Consider the following 18,141-nt stretch of genomic DNA (forward strand, 5'->3'; position numbering starts at 1 on the left):
TCAGCCGTGTACCGCGTCGATGGCGCGGTAGATCCGTTGCGCGCTGACCGGCCGGGCCGTGCCGAGTTGCTGCGCCCACAGGCTGACGCGGAATTCCTCGATCAGCCAGGCGATGTCGCGGACGTCCTCGGCGGCGGCGCGGGCCGGGGACAGCGCGGCCCGCAGCTCGTCGTAGGCGTCCTGGACGGCGGCCACCTGCGCCATGCGGTCGGCGTCGGCGGCCGGCCCCTGCGGGAGCCGATCCAGCCGGCGCCGCACGGCGGTCAGGTAGCGGGCCAGGTCGACCAACCGCGTGGCCCCGGTGGCGGCGACGAACCCGACGGGCAGCAGCCGCGCCAACTGCGCCCGGATGTCCGCGACGGCGTCGGCCTGCAGCGGACTCGGACGCTGCGGCAGCGCGAGTTCCACCTCGCGCCAGGCCTGCAGTGCGCGGTGAGTGCGGCGCAGGACATCGGTGGTGACGCTCTGCAGTTGACCGGCCAATCGCCTACTCGCAGCGGTGAATTCGTCGCGCGTCCACACCGGACCGGGCACCAGCACCGCCACCGCGGCGTCCGCGCAGTCGTCGAGCAACGCGGTCAGCGAGCCGTCGGGATTGTTGCCGAGTTCCAGCCGGGTCCGGGTGTCGAGGCTGCGTTCCACCGCTTTGGTGACGTTCGGCCCGGCCAGACGCAGCAGCCGCCGACTGCCCGGCCCCATCCGGGCTTCCTGCTCGACCGGGGTAGCGAACACCTCGATGTCGACCGCGGAGCCGGCGTCGACCAGGGCGGGGTACCCGCGCACCGCGTGCCCGGACGCACCCGGACGCTCGACGACACGGGGCAGTTCGTCGAGATCGTCGGGCCACGAACGTAATCCGCGCCGGGCGAGGTCGCCGGCCACGGTGGCGGCGACGGCCGCGCGGGCTGGGGCGGCCAGCTGCTCCTGCAGCTGCGACAGGTCCTTGCCGCGGGAAACCACGGTGCCGTCGGGGCCCTCCACGGCGAACGTGACGCGCAGGTGCGGCGGTATCTTGCTCAGGTCGAACGCGTCGATGGGCACCAGGATTCCGCTGCGCCGCTTGAGTTCTCGCTGCACCGCGTCCAGGAGCGGGCCGCTGTCCGGGGAGATCGAGCTCAGCAGGGCGCGGGCGGTGTCGGGGGCCGGGACGAAGTTGCGGCGCAGATCCTTGGGCAGCGATTTGATCAGCGCCACCAGCAGTTCCTCACGTAGCGCGGGCACCTGCCAGGCGAACTGGTCGCCACCGAGACGGGCCAGCACGTCGACGGGTACGTGCACCGTCACGCCGTCGTCGGCGGCACCGGGCTCGTACCGGTACGACAGCGGCAGCGCGACATCACCGGCCTCCCACGCATCGGGCTGTTCAGCCCCGGAATCGCTGCGCAGCAGGTCATCTCGAGTCATCGTGAGCAGCTTCGGCGTGCGGTGACGGGCCTTGCGCCACCACCCGTCGAAGTGACGTCCCGAGACCACGTCGGCCGGGATGCGGGCGTCGTAGAACGTGAAGATCTCGTCGTCGGACACCAACAGGTCGCGTCGGCGGGCCCGCTCCTCGAGCTCGGCCAGTTCGGCGCGCAGGCGCGCGTTGTCGGCGAAGAAGTGGTGTTTGGTGTGCCAGTCCTGCTCGACCAGGGCGTGCCGGATGAACAGTTCCCGCGACACTTCGGGGTCGACGCCGGCGTAACCGACCCGGCGGCGCGCGGTCAACGTCAAGCCGTACAGGGTCACCCGCTCGTAGGCCATCACCGCGCCGCGTTCGGCGTCCCAGTGCGGCTCACTGTAGCTGCGCGACACCAGATGTCCGGCCAGCCGCTCCACGACGTGGGGCTCGATGCGCGCGGCGGTGCGCCCGAAGAGCCGACTGGTCTCCACCAGCTCGGCCACCACCACCCACCGCGGGGGCCGTTTCGCCAGCGCCGAGCCGGGGGCCAGCACGAACTTCGCGTTGCGGGCGCCTTGATAGAGGCGGCCGTCGTCGTCGCGCATCCCGACGTGCGACAGCAGCCCGGCGGTCAACGCGGAGTGGATGCGGGTGGGATCGGCCGGCTCGTCGGACTCGGTGATGCCGAGGTCACGGCAGATACCGCGCAGCTGGCCGACGAGATCCTGCCACTCCCGGATGCGCAGGTAGTGCAGGAACTCCTCACGGCACATTCGGCGAAATGAGCTGCCGGAGCGTTCTTTTCGCTGCTCGGACAGGTACCGCCACAGGTTGAGGTAGGACAGGAAGTCCGACTGCGGGTCGGTGAACCGGGCGTGCTTGGCCCGGGCGGCCTCTTCGCGGTCGACGGGACGTTCCCGCGGGTCCGGGATCGACAGGGCTGCGGTGAGCACCAGCATCTCGCGCACGCAGCCTTCGGCGTCGGCGGCCAACAGCATTCGGCCCAACCGCGGGTCCACCGGGATCTGGGCGAGACGACGGCCGACGTCGGTGAGCGCCCCGGAGGCGTCGAACGCGCCGAGCTCCTGCAACAACGCGATGCCGTCGCGGACGCTGCGCGCCTCCGGCGGGTCGAGGAAGCCGAATTGTTCGATGTCGCCGAACCCGAGCGCGGCCATCTGCAGGATGACCGCGGCCAGGTTGGTGCGCAGAATCTCCGGATCGGTGTAGCGCGGACGGGATTCGAAGTCCTGCTCCGAGTACAACCGGATGCACACCCCGGGCGCGGTGCGGCCCGCGCGGCCGGTGCGCTGGGCCGCCGAGGCCTGCGAGATCGGTTCGATCGGCAGCCGCTGCACCTTGGTTCGGCGGCTGTAGCGCGAGATGCGCGCAGTGCCGGGGTCGACGACGTAACGGATGCCGGGCACCGTCAGCGAGGTCTCGGCCACGTTGGTGGCCAGCACCACCCGCCGGTTCTGGTGCGGGGCAAAGACTTTCTGCTGTTCTGCGGTCGGCAGCCGCGCATACAGCGGCAGGACCTCGGTGGGCGGTCGGGCGTCGGCCAGCGCACCACGCAGCGCTTCGGCGGTGTCGCGGATCTCGCGTTCCCCGGACAGGAACACCAGCACGTCACCGTCGGGTTCGGCCTGCAGCTCTTTGACCGCGTCGACGATGGCGTCGGTCTGGTCGCGCAGTTCGGATGAGCCGCTTGCGCGAAGACCAGGGGCCGGGGTGCGGACGACCTCATGGTCGGGGTCGTCGGGGTCATCTTCGTCATCGGCATCGACGACGACTTCCAATGGCCGGTAACGGATTTCGACCGGATACGTGCGGCCCGAGACGGTCACGATCGGCGCGGGGACACCGTCGCTACTGCCGAAGTGCGCCGCGAAGCGCTCCGGTTCGATCGTGGCCGAGGTGATGATCACTTTCAGGTCGGGCCGGCGCGGCAGCAACTCGCGCAGGTAACCGAGCAGGAAGTCGATGTTGAGGCTGCGTTCGTGGGCCTCGTCGATGATCAGCGTGTCGTAGCGCAGCAGCCGCCGGTCGCGCTGGATGTCGGCCAGCAGGATGCCGTCGGTCATCAGCTTGACCAGCGTGCGGTCACTGGCCTGGTCGGTGAACCGCACGGTGTAGCCGACGGCGTCGCCCAACTCGGTGCCGAGTTCGTCGGCGATGCGTTGCGCGACGGTGCGGGCGGCCAGCCGGCGCGGCTGGGTGTGGCCGATGGTGCCGCGGATGCCGCGGCCCAGCTCGAGGCAGATCTTGGGCAGCTGGGTGGTCTTGCCCGACCCCGTCTCGCCGGCCACGATCACCACCTGGTGCGCGGCGATGGCCGCGGCGATCTCGTCGCGGTGCTCGCTGACCGGCAGGTCGGGGTAACTGATCGCAGGGACGGCGGCAGCGCGTGTCGCGACCAGCGCCTCAGCCGTGGCCATCTGCCGCTCGATCCGTTCCACCTGCTCAGGTGTCGGGTTGCGCAGTTGACGCAGCCGGCGGCCCAGCCGCGCGGCGTCGCGGAGAGTCAGTCCGTCCAGCCGCGCCCGCAGCGCCCGGATGTCGGTGCGGGGCGGTCCGGACAATTCAGTCCGCCCCGAATGTGGTCAGGCAGAACGGATGACCGGCCGGATCGAACATCACCCGCCAGCCGTCGGGCTGCGGCTGGTGCTCGGCGCGTCGCGCACCCAACCGCTCGGCCGCGGCGACGGCTTCGTCGAGGTCGGTGACCGAGACGTCCAGATGCATCTGTTGGGTCTGCCCCGGCTGAGGCCACGTCGGCGCGACGTAGTGGTCGACGCGCAGGAACGCCAGCACCGCGGTGCCGTCGCCGATGGCGACCACGCTGCCGTCGGGGTGCTCGACGATGCGCTGCATCCCCAGCAGCCGTGCATAGAAGTCGGCCAGCGCGCCTGGGTCGGGGCAGTCGATCGAGGTCGCGCCCAGCCGGCCGACCGGTTCCTGGCTCTGCGTCATGACATCCACTGTGGCGTCACACCCGGTCGGGTGACCAGTACTCCAGCATCTCGGCGAAGGTCTCGAACGCGGCGGTGTTGACGCCGTAGGTCGCCTCGAAGTGGACCGACAGCGGGAACCCGAGCTCGCCGACGCCGTTGATGACGCGCTTGTAGAGCTCGAGCATCAGCGCCCGCCGGTTGGCCGGATCGGTGTCGGCCAACGTGCGCACGAACTCCTGCTCCCGGGCCACCGCCTCGTTGCCCGGGTCCTGGATCAGCCAATGAATGAGCCCGACCCGGCTCTCCACCTTCGGCACGAACCCGAACGACAGCAGGATCTCCGGGCGGTGCTCGGTGGTCGCGGCGAACTCGGTCAGGAAATCGACGATGGCATCCGAGTACAGCAGCTGGGTCATGCCGTAGGTGGCGCCGCGGTCGCACTTGAAGTTGAAGCGGCCCTGCTCGCCCTCGCGGGTCGGGATCAGGATGACGCCGCGGTGGTCGACGATCTCGTCGAACATCGACAGCGCGTCGGTGGGGGCCACGCCGTTGCCCTCCCCGTCGCTCAGGGTGCGCGGCACCCCGACGAACGCGATGCCCTCGAAACCGCTGTCGCGCAACGCCGTCAGCCGGGTGCGCAGCGCCGGCTCATCGGTGAACGCGGTGACCTGCGTGCACAGCCCGTTGATGCCGGGCAGCTCGGGCTTGATGATCTCCCAGAAGTCCAGCACGTCGAGCTTGGGCTTCATCTCGACCGGACGGCCGTCGTCCTCCTCGATCATCCCGGGAATCATCACGTGCCGGACACGACCGGCCACCCCGGCTTCAGCGGCACAGCGCAGTACCTTGTCGGCTTCCTCCAGGGCGCGTTCGCGACCGCCGTCCACATTGGGCGGAACGAGTTCCAGCGCGATGGTGTTCAAGGTCACAGCGATTGCTCCACATCTGTCATTCGACGTCGGCGCGGTCTTCTCAAACCCGCTCGTCGGCTCCGGAATCCCCCGCTACCGGCGGGGATCACCATACCGAGTCGGGCCGTTCGCCCGCGCAGCACGCACGACCCCGCCGACCACATCCCCGGCGTCCGTCCGCTTTCATGGACAGAAGCCATGGATACACAGCCCGAGCCCCTGACACGTCCGCGGTCGCTGGTCGTGACGCTGACGCTCGCGTTCGTCGCGCTGCTCGTCGCGGCCTGCGCCGGACCTCCCGCCGGCACCGGAGGGACCACCAGTGCCCAACCGAGTTCGCCGTACGACCCGACCACCACGACGACCGCCCCGCCGCCGGCCGGTCCGCTGCTGGCCTACCGCGCCGCCGACGAGATCGGGCTGGTCGACGGGACCCGCATCGTCGCCACCGTGCCGGGGACGTTCCCGACGTCCAACGACCTGATCACCACCGAGGACCGCCGCTTCGTCTTCGCCCGCACCGACGACAACCAGCTCGCGACGCTGGACGTCGAGGCACAGCGCGGAACCATCCGCCCGGTCACCGTCGGCCCCACTCTGGGGACCGCGGGTGACAGTGCGGTGGTGTGGTGGGAGCAGCCCAACCGGTTGATGCGGCTGAACCTGGCCGACCCCGACGCCGTCCCCGAGGTCGCACAGATCGTCGACTTCCCGCCGGTGGCCGGCATCCGGCCCGGGGAGCCCCGGCTGGTCGTCGCCCGCGGTGGCACCGCGGTGCTGGCCCGCGTCGAAGCTCCGCCGTCGCCGTTCGGCGGACCGGACACGCTGTATGCGGTCCGCGGGCCGGGCCCGCCCGCGTCGCTCGGGCAGGCCGACGCCAACAGCCCGGTGACGGTGGCCCGGCTCAGCCCCGACGGCGCCGAACTGGCCTACGCGGTCTACCGCGCCACCGACAGCGGGTGCGGCACCGCGGCAGTCGTGCAGTCCAAGGCCGACGGTTCCCAGGAGGTCTTCGAGGTCGCCGGCTCCGACCCGACCGCCGGATCCCGCGTCACGCGGCTGTGGTGGCCGACCGATGGTCAGCCGAAGCTCAGCCTGTCGACGTGGCGGTGCGGCGAACCCCAAACCGAACCGCCGCTGGTGTGGCAGCTCGCCGACGGCCAGATCGCCCAGGTCGCACCGCCGACGTCGGCGTTGCAGACCGCCGAACTCACGCCGGGTCAGCGCGCGCTGCTACTGCCGCAGATCGACCAGTACGGCGCGCCCGACGGCACCCTGGTCTTCGAGGACGGCTCGCGCCGATTCCCGATCCGGGAGGACGTCGACGGCATCGCCGTGTTGCCGCAGTCTCCGTAGTCTGGATGAGGTGACACTTGCACTCGACCACCGCTTCGCCGGGGAGCTGCCCGAGCTGGCGGTGAGCTGGAAAGCCGAGGAGGCACCCGAGCCCACACTGCTGGTGCTCAACGAGCCGTTGGCCGTCGAGCTGGGACTCGACCCGGACTGGCTGCGCGGCCCCGACGGCGTCGGACTGCTCGTCGGAGCCACGCTTCCTTCCGACGCCGCTCCGGTGGCGCAGGCCTATGCCGGGCACCAGTTCGGCGGGTTCACCCCGCGTCTGGGCGACGGCCGCGCACTGCTGCTCGGCGAGTTGACCGACGCCGGCGGCAGACTGCGCGATCTGCATCTGAAAGGTTCCGGACGTACCCCGTTCGCCCGCGGCGGCGACGGCCTGGCCGCCGTCGGTCCGATGCTGCGCGAATACCTGATCAGCGAGGCGATGCACGCGCTGGGCGTGCCGACCACCCGCGCGTTGGCCGTGGTGGCCACCGGTCGCCCGGTGTACCGCGAGACGATCCTGCCCGGGGCAGTGCTGGCCCGCGTCGCCGACAGCCACCTACGGGTCGGCAGCTTCCAGTACGCCGCGCTGGTGTCGCAGTCCACCGAGGATCCGGCGGTGCTGCGCCGGCTGGCCGACCACGCCATCGCCCGTCACCACCCGGCCGCGGCCGACGCACACAACCCGTACCTCGCGTTGCTGGATGCGGTGATCGCGGTGCAGGCGCGGTTGGTGGCGCAGTGGATGCTGATCGGTTTCATCCACGGCGTGATGAACACCGACAACATGACGATCTCCGGACAGACCATCGACTACGGGCCGTGCGCGTTCATGGAGGCATTCGACCCGGCCACGGTGTACAGCTCGATCGACAGCTTCGGGCGCTACGCGTACGGCAACCAGCCGGCGGTAGCGCTGTGGAATCTGGCCCGGTTCGCCGAGACGCTGCTGCCGTTGCTCGACGAGGACACCGATGAAGCCATCCGGCTGGCCGAAGCGCATCTCGGCGCGTTCCAGATGCACTACGAGGACCACTGGTTGGCCGGGATGCGGACCAAGCTGGGCGTGCCCGACGCGCCCGTGCCCACCGTCGAGCCGCTGATCACCGAGCTGCTCGAGCAGCTGCAGCAGAGCCACGTCGACCACACGTCGTTCTACCGTCGCCTGGGTGAAGCAGCCCGCGGGGACGCAGAACCCGTGCGCGGCGAGTTCATCGACCTGGCCCGGTTCGACGACTGGCTGACGCGGTGGCGGGCACTGAATCCCGACCCGGCGGTGATGGACCGAACCAACCCGCTGTACATCCCCCGCAACCATCTGGTCGAGGAGGCGTTGACGGCGGCGACCGAAGGCAACCTGGAGCCGTTCACGACGCTGCTGTCGGTGGTGCAGGAGCCCTACACCGAGCGGCCCGGGCTGCAGCGCTACGCCGAACCGGGAGACAAGGAGTTCACGGCGGGTTTCCGCACTTTCTGCGGGACGTGAACCCACCGGCGTAGCGTGACACAGTGGCCACCAAACGTCTCGGCTTGCAGGATCTGCTGTTCATCTACGGCGAGACACCGAGTTCGAAAATGCACGTCGCAGGCCTGTTGCCGTTCACGCCGCCCGAGGACGCGCGGCCGGACTTCCTGCGCGGGCTGATCGCCGAGGCCCACGACCAGGAAGTGGTCGCGCCGTGGAACCTCAAGCTCGCCCATCCGCGCCTGCAGTTCAGCCCGCTGCACAGCTGGGTCACCGACGACAACTTCGACTTCGACTACCACGTGCGGCGTTCCGCGCTGGCCAGCCCCGGCGATCAGCGCGAACTCGGCATCCTGGTGTCCCGGCTGCACAGCAACCACCTGGACCTGACGCGTCCGCCGTGGGAGCTGCACGTCATCGAAGGCCTCGAGGACGGCCGGTTCGCGCTCTACATGAAGATCCACCACGCCCTCGTCGACGGATACAGCGCCATGCGCATCCTGGCGCGCAGCCTGTCGTGCGACCCCGAGGCCCGTGACACCCGGTTCTTCTTCGCCACACCGCCGCCGCCGCGTGCGCCCCGGCCGCCGCGGCAGGAGACGTCGAACCCGCTGGAAGCGGCGGTGCGCTCGCTGACCGAGGCGGGCTCGGCCATCGCGTCCGGGGTGAGCGCGGTGGCCGGACTGACCTCGGCGCTGGTGAACACGCAGTTGCGGCGCGACGGTGAACTGCGGCGCATCGCCGGGTCCGCCTCGGCGCCGCACAGCATCCTCAACGCCCGAATCAGCCGCAACCGCCGCTTCGCCACTCAGCAGTACGACTTCGACCGGCTCAAGAAGCTCAGCTCACAGCACGGCGCCACCCTCAACGACGTCGCGCTGGCCATCCTCGGCGGCGGGCTGCGCAACTTCCTCGACGAGGTGGGCGAGTTGCCGGACCGGTCGCTCGTGGCCTTCCTCCCCGTCAACGTGCGGCCCCACGGCGACGAAGGCGGCGGCAACTCGGTCGGCGCGATCCTGGCGCCCATGGGCACCGACATCGCCGACCCCGTCGAGCGACTCGAGGTCATCAGCGCGGCCACCGCAGCAGCCAAGGCAGAACTGCAGAAGATGTCGCCCGCGGCGATCATCGCGTACAGCGCGGCGCTGCTGGCCCCGGCCGGTGGGCAGATCGCCGGCGCGCTGACCGGGATCGAGCCGCCCTGGCCGTACACGTTCAACCTGTGCGTGTCGAATGTGCCGGGGCCGCGGGAACCGTTGTACTTCAACGGTTCCCGTCTGGAAGCCACGTTCCCGGTGTCGATCCCGATCCACGGGATGGCGCTCAACATCACGCTGCAGAGCTACGCCGACACCATCAACGTCGGCTTCGTGGGTTGCCGCGACCGGCTGCCCCATCTGCAACGGCTGGCCGTCTACACCGGCGAGGCGCTCGCCGAGCTCGAGAAAGCCTCTGCCGGCTAGAGCCGCTACCGTCGTCGGTGTGCTCGACGAAACGCTTCACAGTGCCGAACTGCCCAACGGGTTGAGCGTGGAGCAGGCCCGCGCCGAGGCCGCACGCGCCTACGAGTTGGACCGCGCCCACGTATTCCACTCCTGGTCGGCGCAGGCCGAGATCTCCCCGATGACGCTGGTGGCCGCGCAGGGCTGCTACGTCTGGGACGGTGACGGCAACCGCCTGCTGGACTTCTCGTCGATGCTGGTCAACACCAACATCGGTCACCAGCACCCCAAGGTCGTCGCCGCCATCGCCGAGCAGGCCGCCAAGCTGTGCACCGTCGCGCCGCAGCACGCGAATGCGGCCCGTTCGGAGGCCGCGCGGCTGATCGCCGAGCGCACACCCGGCGAGCTGAATCACGTCTTCTTCACCAACGGCGGCGCCGAAGCCGTCGAGCACGCGGTACGGATGGCGCGCCTGCACACCGGGCGCCACAAGGTGCTCTCGCGCTACCGGTCCTACCACGGCGGCACCCAGACCGCGATCAACCTCACCGGGGACCCGCGCCGCTGGCCCAACGACCACGGCACCTCCGGCGTCGTGCACTTCTTCGGACCGTTCCTGTACCGCTCGCAGTTCCACGCCACCACCGCCGAACAGGAGAGCGAGCGCGCACTGGCGCACCTGCACGACGTGATCCGGATGGAAGGTCCGTCGACCATCGCGGCGATCATCCTGGAGCCGATCCCCGGCACCGCCGGCATCATGGTGCCGCCGCCCGGATACCTCGCCGGGGTGCGCGAGCTCTGCGACGAGTACGGCATCGTGTTCATCGCCGACGAGGTGATGGCCGGTTTCGGCCGGACCGGGAAGTGGTTCGCCATCGACCATTTCGGGGTGACGCCTGACCTGTTGACGTTCGCCAAGGGCGTCAACTCCGGCTACGTGCCGCTCGGGGGTGTCGCGATCAGCCCGCAGATCGCCGCCACGTTCGCCCACCGCGCCTACCCCGGCGGTCTGACGTACTCGGGTCATCCGTTGGCCACCGCTGCCGCGGTCGCGACCATCACCGCGATGGCCGACGAGGGCATCGTCGACAACGCGGCCCGCATCGGTGAGCAGGTGCTGGGTCCGGCGCTGCACGAGCTGGCCGCGAGGCACCGCTGTGTCGGCGAGGTGCGCGGCACCGGCGTGTTCTGGGCGGTCGAGCTGGTCGCCGACCAGGCCACTCGCGAGCCGTTGGCGCCCTACGGAAGTTCCAGTGCGGCAATGAATTCGGTGATCGCCGAGTGTAAACGGCTGGGCCTGTTGCCTTTTGCCAACTACAACCGCATCCACGTGGTTCCGCCGTGCGTGATCACCGCCGAGCAGGCGCGCGACGGTGTGGCCCTCCTGGACCGCGCGCTGGACGTGGCGGACGCGGCACTGGCCGGTTAGTCGCCGAGTTCGCCGCTGATGCTGCGTTCCAGTGCCGCCCGTGCGCGCTCGGGCAGCACCAACAGCCCGTCGAGTTCACGGCGCGCCAGCCGGTAGGCCCGGTCCCGCTCCTGGAGCGTGGCCGCGTCGTCGGCGGCGACCCGCAGCAGCCGTTGGGCACGGCCGAGCCGCTGCTGTTCCTCCGGCGAGTACCCGGCGTGACGGCGACGAATCGCTTCGGCCTCGGCGATGTCGAATGCGGTCACGTACTCACTGACCGCGTCCAGGTAGTCCTGTCGCGCGTCCCGGTCGGCGGTCAGGTCGTCGGGATGCGCGGGCCGGTGGAAATCGGCGCGCAGTCTGGCCCGGTGGAACCGTTCGGTGCGCGGGTCGCGCATGTCCGTCATCAGCGGGTAGTCCAGCAGCTTGGCGACGTCGAGTTCGTAGTCCAGCCAACGGGTGTCGGTGCGGTCATGCTCTTCGACCGCGCGGGCGATCGCGCGCCGTTGGGCCGCGCCGGGGTCCCCGACGGGTGGGGGTTCGACCTGCGGCGGCCGGGACCGTCGCGCCGCGGCGATACCGCGCCACGTCGCATATCCCACACCGATCAGCGGTACCAGCAGCAGCAGGAGTTCGAGCAGCCGGAACACCAGTCCCATTGGGCCAGGATGCCACCAGTGTCGGCGGAGCCGACGAGACGAGCCTGTCGGCGGAGCCGACGAACCCAGCCCGGTCCCGGATGCCGCCCGAAAAAAGTAGTTAGCAATCGCAACTAATGTGTTTCGTCCCGTGACCGACGGGCAACAGAACTGTCATGCGAAACAAGACATCGAAACTCGGAACAATTGGATCCTTGGTCTTTGCGGGCGCCGCGGCGACTGCTATCGCTACCGCACCCCTGACCTTCGCTCAGCCGGCTCCGCCGCCGTGCTTCAACCCGGACGGCACGCCGTGTGCGGTCAACGGCACGGCCGGCCCGGGCGGCGTCACCGGTGGTGTGCCCGGCGGTCCTGCCGGAACGGCCGGTCCCGGCGGTGCGGCCGGCGCCATCCCCGGCGGACCTGCCGGTGAGGCCGGTCCCGGCGGCGCCAGCGGCGTCATCCCCGGTGGACCGGGCGGTGCGGCCGGACCTGACGGCGCGACCGGCGCCATTCCCGGTGGTCCCGCCGGAACGGCCGGACCCGGCGGCGCCAGCGGCAGCCTGAGCCCGGGCGGCATCGGCGGCTCGGCCGGACCTGACGGCGCGTCGGGCTGCATCCCCGGTGTGGGCTGCGCCTCGATCCCCGCGCCGTAGCCCCTGACCCTGACCCGTAGCTACAACCCTCCGACCCGTAGCGCAGGAGCCGGGCCCGACCTGTTCGGGCCCGGCTCCTGCTGTGCGCGGGCGCGCTCGGGCTAACCTGTGCGCGACAAGGAGGTCAGCATGGGTGCGCCCGCGGGAAACAACCGTCTGCTCGTCAAGAATGTCCGCATCTTCGACGGACTGACGCCGCGTCTGACCGAGGGGCACGTGCTGATCGAGGGTCGCACCGTCGCCGCGGTCGAGACGTCACCCATCGCCGAGACCCCTGACATGACGGTGATCGACGGTGGTGGCCGCACCCTGATCCCGGGGATGAGCGACGCCCACGTGCACCTGGTGGGCATGGCCAACACATTGCTGGACCTCGCGATGGGCACCCAGACCCTGCTGGCGGCGCGCACCCTGGCCAGAGCGAGAGACACGCTGCTGCGCGGCTTCACCACGGTGCGCGACATGGCCGGGGACACGGCGGGCATCAAACAGGTCATCGACGAGCAGCCCGAGCTCGGCCCGCGCGTCTACCCCAGCCAGGCCGCGGTGTCGCAGACCGGAGGGCACGGCGACTTCGGCTTCGTCTACCAGACCCCGACCGCGCTGGGGGGCACGGAGACCCGCGCCGAGCAGATCGGCTTCATGCGCGTGGCCGACGGCCCCGACCGGGTCACCGCCGCAGTGCGCGAACAGCTCAAATCCGGTGCCGCGCAGATCAAGTTGATGGTCGGCGGCGGTGCGGCGTCGCTGTACGACCCGCTCTACACCGTGCAGTTCACCCCCGCCGAACTCGAGGCCGCCGTGCAGGCGGCCCGCGACTACGGCACGTACGTCGCCACCCACGTCTACAACGTCGCCGGCATCCGCCGAGCGGTCGAGGCCGGCGTGCAGTCCATCGAGCACGGCCACCTCGCCGACGAGCAGACCATCGCGATGCTCGCCGAGCGCGGCGTGTGGCTGTCCACCCAGCCGTTCGCCGAGCACGACCACAGCTTCCTCAACCCCGACAGCGCCGAGAAGAACCGCGAGATCTGTGCCGGCACCGACCAGCTCTACCGCTGGGCCACCAAGCACGGCGTCAAGGTCGCATGGGGCACCGACCTGCTCTTCGAACCCGAACGCGACGATGTGCAGAGCACGATGCTGGTCCGGCTCGGCGAGTACATGTCCACGTTCGATGCGCTGAAGATGGTGACGTCCGGCAACGCCGAGCTGTTCCGGCTGTCCGGCCAGCGCGACCCGTACCGGGCGGCCCGCCTCGGCGAGATCACCGTCGGCGCATGGGCCGACGTACTGCTGGTCGACGGCGACCCGACCACCGACCTTGCGCTGCTGGGCGACCCGGCGACCAACCTGGCGGTCATCGTCAAGGACGGCCGGGTGGTCAAGAACCACCTGCCCCGGGCGGTCTCGGCGGGAGCGGTCACGAATTGAGTTGGGCCACACAATAGCCGGCCAGTACCTGCACCAGCGGCGCGATCTCGGTCAGTCGTGCGTGGCCGTCGTGGGAGAAGAACTCCAGCAGGTAGCGCACGTCTCCGGCGCGCACACCCACCGCCAGCACGGCGCGGTACCCCAGCTCGGCGAGCAGGGCGGTCTCGGCAGGGTCGGAACCATCCAGGTCGACCGCCGCGACGAACGCCGTGCCGTGCTCCAAAGCGTCTGCGGTCAGCGGAAATTGCGCCAGGTCGTAGACGGGTGGGCCCAGATCCGTCAGCACCGTCAGCCCGGAGTCCAGCATCCGCACACTGTCGATGCTGCGGACGGTGCGCAACGCCGTTGTGCCGGCGACGGATTCGGAGAGCGCCCACGCCGCGCTGTCGATCTCCTGCTGCACCTGCACCGCCAACATCTCCAGCGCCGCAGGCAGGGTCAGATCGTCCCGTTTCCTCAGAGCGTCGACGATGACGGCAGCCAGACGTCCGGGACCCGGTGCGGTCGCCCGGTCGCGGCGGTCCGGTCCCGCAGCGACAGCGGAACGGGACACACCGGTGCTGAACCGTGCGGGCCCTTGCCGTTTGGCTTCCATCAGCGCCGCATCGGCGGCGGCCATCAGGGCCGCCGCCGTGCGGATCTCGGCACCCGCGGCCGCGGCGCCCCACGACACGGTCACGTCGGGTTCGAGCAGAGTGCGCAGTGCCTTGGTGGCGTTGCCCGCGAAGCTCTGCGCGACGGCCAGGGTGGCGTCGGGCAGCAGCACGCAGAACTCGTCACCACCGAGCCGGGCCGCCACGGCGCCGTCGACCGCGTCGGTCAACCGGGCCAGCGTGGCCGCCACCCGACGCAACAGCTCGTCGCCTGCCGGGTGACCATCCCGGTCGTTGACCCTCTTGAAGCCGTCGAGGTCGCACACCAGGAACACCGGAGTCGCTGTATCCCAGTCGATTTCGGCGGTCCTCGTGTCGATGGCACGCCGGTTGGCGATCCCGGTCAGCGGGTCCTCGAGTGCGTAGCTCCACACGGTGCTCAGCAGTTCCGAACGACCGATCGCGACAGCGGCGTGCGCGGCGATGCCCTGCAGCAACTGGGCGTCGCCGTGGTCGAACCGGCGGCCGTCGGTACCGGTGGCCCAGATCTCGCCCCACATCTGGTCGCCGTACATGACCGGAACCGCCAGCTCACTCTCCTTGCCCAGCGCCGCCAACAGCTGCGCACTCGCGGTCGGGCAGTCCGGATCGTCGACGGCGTTGGTGTAGGAGCGTCCCTGGCGCAGCAGTTCCAGGCCGCGCGCGTAGCCGTCGATGACGTAGTACTCACTGGAGGGCCAGCGCTGCTCGTGCGCTGCGAGATCGCCGACGTTGATCAGCGTGCGCAGCACCTGCTGGTCCGGCTCCCAACGGCTGATCGACACCGAGGCCGCGGACAGCGCGACGCGGGCCTCTTCGGCCATGACCTCGAGCACGTCGTCGAAGTAGTCGGCACGGGCGACGGCCTCGGCGATCCGCAGCAGCGCCTTGAGCACCGGCAACTCACCCGAACTCTCGGCCCGGACATGCAGCGTATCGCCGTGTCGCATTCCCCCGCCCCCAGACGCGTGTCGAAGCCCGACGAGACCCTCGAAACCTGCCGCGACCTCACGCGGACCCATAGTAACCAGGGCTTTCGCCCAGTGTCTCGGGCGGCGGCGGCCTCGGTAGGCTGACGAGCCGTGCAGGCCATCCCCGTCATCGCGCTGACCGGTCACCTGGGCGCCGGCAAGACGACCCTGCTCAACCATGTGCTGCGCAGCCCGGGTGCACGAATCGGCGTGGTGATCAACGACTTCGGCGAACTCAACGTCGATGCCGCACTGGTCAGCGGCCAGGTCGACGAGCCCGCGTCCATCGCCGGTGGATGCATCTGTTGCCTGCCCGACGAGGGCGGACTCGACCTGGCTCTGGACCGGTTGGCCGACCCGAAGCTGCGGCTGGATGCCATCATCGTCGAAGCCAGCGGCCTGGCTGATCCGGTGGCGATCTCGCGGATCATCCGGTTCAGCGGCGTCGACCGCATCCGTCCGGGTGGCGTCGTCGACGTCCTCGACGCGGCCCGGCACTTCGAGACCGTCGACCGTGACGACCTCCCGCCGGCCCGCTATCGAGCGGCGTCGCTGGTGGTCGTGAACAAGCTCGATCAGGTCGCCGAGGCCGATCGCGAGCAGGTGCTGCGCCGCGTCGAGGACCGGATCCGCCCGAGCAACCCGCACGCCCGGGTGATCGGCGCGGTGGCGGGCCGGATCGACCCCGCACTGCTCTACGACGTGTCCGGCGGTGACGAGACCGGGCAACTGACTTTTCGTGAATTGCTCTACGAGGCAGACACTTCCCACGATCACACCCATGCCGACTCGGTCACGGTGGTCACCGAGGGCTGCGCCGACCCGGATGCCGTGATCGACCTCCTCGAACAGCCACCGGCCGGTGTGTACCGGATGAAGGGGACCCTGGCGGTCCGCTTCCGCAACAAGACCCGCCGCTACGTCGTCAACGTGGTGGGCCCGTCGGTGCACGTGGCGGCCGCGAGCGGCTCGTCAGCGACCGGGAGCAACCTGGTGGCCATCGGCGTCGGGCTGGACGTCGAGGACGTGCGTGCCCGGATGCGCGACGCGTTGGCGGTGACATCCGACCCTGCATCGGCATCGGGTATCCGGCGGATTCAGCGATACCGGCGGCTGAGTATCTGAGGTTGCCGCGATACTGAGGCGGTGTCCGAGCGCAACGTGCTGGGTGATCCGCTGGATCCCTGCGGCACCGACCCAATGACCGGTTTCTTCCGCGACGGATGTTGCAGCACCGGCCCCGAGGATCGGGGCAGGCACACCATCTGCGCGGTGGTGACCGCCGAATTCCTTGCCCACCAACGCAGCATCGGCAACGACCTGTCCACACCGATGCCCCTGTACCGCTTCCCCGGACTGGTGCCCGGTGACCGTTGGTGTGTGACCGCCCGCAACTGGCTGCGCGCCCACGAGGACGGGCAGGCGTGCCCCGTGGTGCTGGCCTCGACGCACGAACGCACCCTCGACATCGTGCCGCTGGAGGTGCTGCACCAGTACGCCGTCGACGTTCCCGATGACCTGACCGGCCTGTAGCGCCTATGATCTTGAAATCCGCCACCTGAATCGAGGCACACCATGACACGCAGATCAGGACCGATTCTGTTGGCGGCGGGCGCGGTCCTGATGCTGTCGGCGTGTCAGTTCTCGATGTCCACCGGCGGACTGGACCACGACAAGCTGGAAACAGCGATCACCGACGAGCTCAACCGCACCTACCAGTCGCTCTCGCAGCAGGTGTCGTCACTGGAATGCCCTCGGGAGTCCCCGGGCAAAGGCGACAAACTGATCTGCACCGCAGAGGTGGGCGACCAGCAGGTGCGCGTGGAGGCGACCGTCACCGACGACGACTACAACGTCGACTTCGTCACCCTCGACACGCTCTACCACCTGCCCGACCTCGCCGCGGCCCTGCAGGAGGACATCTCGGCGCAGGTCGGTTTCCCTGTGGTGGTGACGTGCGGCGAGGGGCTGCGTGCCGTCGAGATCGGCACGACGTTCGACTGCGTCGCCGCCGACGAGGAGGGCACCGAACGCCTCGTGCGGGTCAGCGCGGCCCCGGTCGGTGAGGACGACCAGTGGGAGTTGGTCGAGTAACGCGTCCCGCACGCCGATGCGGTTAGCTGGTCGGCATGGCGTGCGTCTTGACGGTGAACACCGCGACGGCCCCCACCCAATTGGGGCGGTTGCGTTCGGGGATCGACAAAAGGCCCAGCGCGCAGCCGTTGGCGGTGCGTGCGCCCGGGGACCGGCGGACCGGCCTCGGCAGCGGCGTGGCCGGCGACACCATCGGCAACCGGCGCTACCACGGCGGCGACGACCAGGCGGTGTACGCCTACGCGCGCGAAGACCTGGACCGCTGGCAGAGCGAACTGGGCCGCGAGCTGACCAACGGGATGTTCGGCGAGAACCTGACCACCTCCGGCGTCCACCTGACCGACTGTCTGATCGGGGAACGGTGGTCGGTCGGCCCCGACGGGCTGGTCCTCGAGGTGACCAGTCCGCGCACCCCGTGCCGCACGTTCACGATGTGGCTGGACCGACCCGGATGGATGAAGACCTTCACCGCGGCGAACCTGCCGGGCGCGTACTTCCGGGTCCTGGAGGCCGGCTCGGTGCGCGCAGGTGATCAGATCACGGTGCTCTCGCGGCCGGATCACGACGTCACGATCGGCACGGTCTTCCGGGCGATGATGACCGAGCCCGCGCTGCTGCCGACGCTGGCTGTCGCCGACGCGCTGCCCGAGAAGATCAAGAAGAAGGTCGCGAAGCGAATCTGAACCGCCGAGCATCTGTGAGTTCGCTCGCAATCCGGTCCCTGGGCGTCGGGGCCGGTTTCGCGGTCGCGGAGAAGCGGGAACGCGAACAGTTCGCGGCTGTGCATCGCAGCATCTGAGCCGCCGTTCCCCTC

The 18,141-nt window shown here is 70.0% G+C and carries 15 protein-coding genes; 10 read left to right on the forward strand and 5 right to left on the reverse strand.

The window, feature by feature from the left end; all coding sequences use genetic code 11:
- Genes hrpA through ACQI46_RS25010 form a run of 3 tightly spaced genes read right to left on the reverse strand, consistent with a single transcriptional unit; the run spans position 1 to position 5,264 of the window.
- Positions 1–3,963: an ATP-dependent RNA helicase HrpA gene (hrpA, locus tag ACQI46_RS25000; RefSeq protein ID WP_427096741.1), complete on the reverse strand. Its 3,963-nt coding sequence runs from the start codon at positions 3,961–3,963 to the stop codon at positions 1–3.
- A 1-nt stretch (position 3,964) separates the two neighbouring features.
- On the reverse strand, positions 3,965–4,354 hold the full coding sequence (locus tag ACQI46_RS25005) for a VOC family protein (RefSeq protein WP_427096742.1): 390 nt from the start codon (positions 4,352–4,354) through the stop codon (positions 3,965–3,967).
- Positions 4,355–4,370: 16 nt separating this feature from the next.
- Complete coding sequence (locus ACQI46_RS25010) at positions 4,371–5,264, reverse strand: mycobacterial-type methylenetetrahydrofolate reductase (RefSeq protein WP_427096743.1); 894 nt, start codon at positions 5,262–5,264, stop codon at positions 4,371–4,373.
- Positions 5,265–5,444: 180 nt separating this feature from the next.
- On the opposite strand from ACQI46_RS25010, the gene ACQI46_RS25015 reads away from it, so the two are divergent.
- From ACQI46_RS25015 to ACQI46_RS25030, 4 genes are read left to right on the forward strand one after another with little or no spacing between them, the layout of a single operon-like run.
- On the forward strand, positions 5,445–6,602 hold the full coding sequence (locus tag ACQI46_RS25015) for a hypothetical protein (RefSeq protein WP_427096744.1): 1,158 nt from the start codon (positions 5,445–5,447) through the stop codon (positions 6,600–6,602).
- 10 nt (positions 6,603–6,612) lie between these two features.
- Positions 6,613–8,070 carry a protein adenylyltransferase SelO gene (locus tag ACQI46_RS25020; RefSeq protein ID WP_427096745.1) on the forward strand — a complete coding sequence of 486 codons (1,458 nt, stop codon included), beginning with the start codon at positions 6,613–6,615 and terminating at the stop codon, positions 8,068–8,070.
- Positions 8,071–8,093: 23 nt separating this feature from the next.
- The gene (locus ACQI46_RS25025; RefSeq protein WP_427096746.1) at positions 8,094–9,512 is read left to right on the forward strand and encodes a WS/DGAT/MGAT family O-acyltransferase; all 1,419 of its coding nucleotides are present in this window, start codon (positions 8,094–8,096) and stop codon (positions 9,510–9,512) included.
- A 19-nt stretch (positions 9,513–9,531) separates the two neighbouring features.
- Complete coding sequence (locus ACQI46_RS25030) at positions 9,532–10,923, forward strand: aspartate aminotransferase family protein (RefSeq protein ID WP_427096747.1); 1,392 nt, start codon at positions 9,532–9,534, stop codon at positions 10,921–10,923.
- Here the strand turns inward: ACQI46_RS25030 and ACQI46_RS25035 are convergent.
- The gene (locus ACQI46_RS25035; protein ID WP_427096748.1) at positions 10,920–11,561 is read right to left on the reverse strand and encodes a hypothetical protein; all 642 of its coding nucleotides are present in this window, start codon (positions 11,559–11,561) and stop codon (positions 10,920–10,922) included. The genes ACQI46_RS25030 and ACQI46_RS25035 overlap by 4 nt on opposite strands.
- A 155-nt stretch (positions 11,562–11,716) precedes the next feature.
- Between ACQI46_RS25035 and ACQI46_RS25040 the strand changes: the two genes are divergently transcribed.
- Positions 11,717–12,196 (forward strand): hypothetical protein, encoded by a 480-nt coding sequence (locus tag ACQI46_RS25040; RefSeq protein ID WP_427096749.1) that lies wholly within the window; start codon positions 11,717–11,719, stop codon positions 12,194–12,196.
- A gap of 129 nt (positions 12,197–12,325) precedes the next feature.
- Positions 12,326–13,630 carry an amidohydrolase family protein gene (locus ACQI46_RS25045; RefSeq protein ID WP_427096750.1) on the forward strand — a complete coding sequence of 435 codons (1,305 nt, stop codon included), beginning with the start codon at positions 12,326–12,328 and terminating at the stop codon, positions 13,628–13,630.
- On the opposite strand, the gene ACQI46_RS25050 is transcribed toward ACQI46_RS25045, so the two are convergent.
- Positions 13,620–15,212, reverse strand: coding sequence for a diguanylate cyclase domain-containing protein (locus ACQI46_RS25050; RefSeq protein WP_427096751.1), 1,593 nt, complete (start codon positions 15,210–15,212; stop codon positions 13,620–13,622). The two genes, ACQI46_RS25045 and ACQI46_RS25050, sit on opposite strands and share 11 nt — an antisense overlap.
- Before the next feature lie 132 nt (positions 15,213–15,344).
- On the opposite strand from ACQI46_RS25050, the gene ACQI46_RS25055 reads away from it, so the two are divergent.
- The 4 genes from ACQI46_RS25055 to ACQI46_RS25070 are packed head-to-tail and all read left to right on the forward strand — an operon-like array spanning position 15,345 to position 18,010.
- Positions 15,345–16,358 (forward strand): CobW family GTP-binding protein, encoded by a 1,014-nt coding sequence (locus ACQI46_RS25055; protein ID WP_427096752.1) that lies wholly within the window; start codon positions 15,345–15,347, stop codon positions 16,356–16,358.
- 21 nt (positions 16,359–16,379) lie between these two features.
- Positions 16,380–16,766: a DUF2237 family protein gene (locus ACQI46_RS25060; protein WP_427096753.1), complete on the forward strand. Its 387-nt coding sequence runs from the start codon at positions 16,380–16,382 to the stop codon at positions 16,764–16,766.
- A 42-nt stretch (positions 16,767–16,808) separates the two neighbouring features.
- Positions 16,809–17,327 (forward strand): DUF4333 domain-containing protein, encoded by a 519-nt coding sequence (locus tag ACQI46_RS25065; RefSeq protein ID WP_427096754.1) that lies wholly within the window; start codon positions 16,809–16,811, stop codon positions 17,325–17,327.
- A gap of 35 nt (positions 17,328–17,362) precedes the next feature.
- Complete coding sequence (locus ACQI46_RS25070) at positions 17,363–18,010, forward strand: MOSC domain-containing protein (RefSeq protein ID WP_427096755.1); 648 nt, start codon at positions 17,363–17,365, stop codon at positions 18,008–18,010.
- Positions 18,011–18,141 lie beyond the last annotated feature (131 nt).

The organism is Mycobacterium sp. SMC-4 (genome assembly GCF_050205565.1).
Lineage (GTDB): Bacteria > Actinomycetota > Actinomycetes > Mycobacteriales > Mycobacteriaceae > Mycobacterium.

Bases quoted from the DNA above. Each gene is read 5' to 3' on its own strand.
- ACQI46_RS25015 (WP_427096744.1), top strand. From the start codon at position 5,445: ATGGATACACAGCCCGAGCCCCTGACACGTCCGCGGTCGCTGGTCGTG.
- ACQI46_RS25050 (WP_427096751.1), bottom strand. From the start codon at position 15,212: ATGCGACACGGCGATACGCTGCATGTCCGGGCCGAGAGTTCGGGTGAG.
- ACQI46_RS25070 (WP_427096755.1), top strand. From the start codon at position 17,363: ATGGCGTGCGTCTTGACGGTGAACACCGCGACGGCCCCCACCCAATTG.
- ACQI46_RS25035 (WP_427096748.1), bottom strand. From the start codon at position 11,561: ATGGGACTGGTGTTCCGGCTGCTCGAACTCCTGCTGCTGCTGGTACCG.
- ACQI46_RS25040 (WP_427096749.1), top strand. From the start codon at position 11,717: ATGCGAAACAAGACATCGAAACTCGGAACAATTGGATCCTTGGTCTTT.
- ACQI46_RS25065 (WP_427096754.1), top strand. From the start codon at position 16,809: ATGACACGCAGATCAGGACCGATTCTGTTGGCGGCGGGCGCGGTCCTG.
- ACQI46_RS25005 (WP_427096742.1), bottom strand. From the start codon at position 4,354: ATGACGCAGAGCCAGGAACCGGTCGGCCGGCTGGGCGCGACCTCGATC.
- ACQI46_RS25045 (WP_427096750.1), top strand. From the start codon at position 12,326: ATGGGTGCGCCCGCGGGAAACAACCGTCTGCTCGTCAAGAATGTCCGC.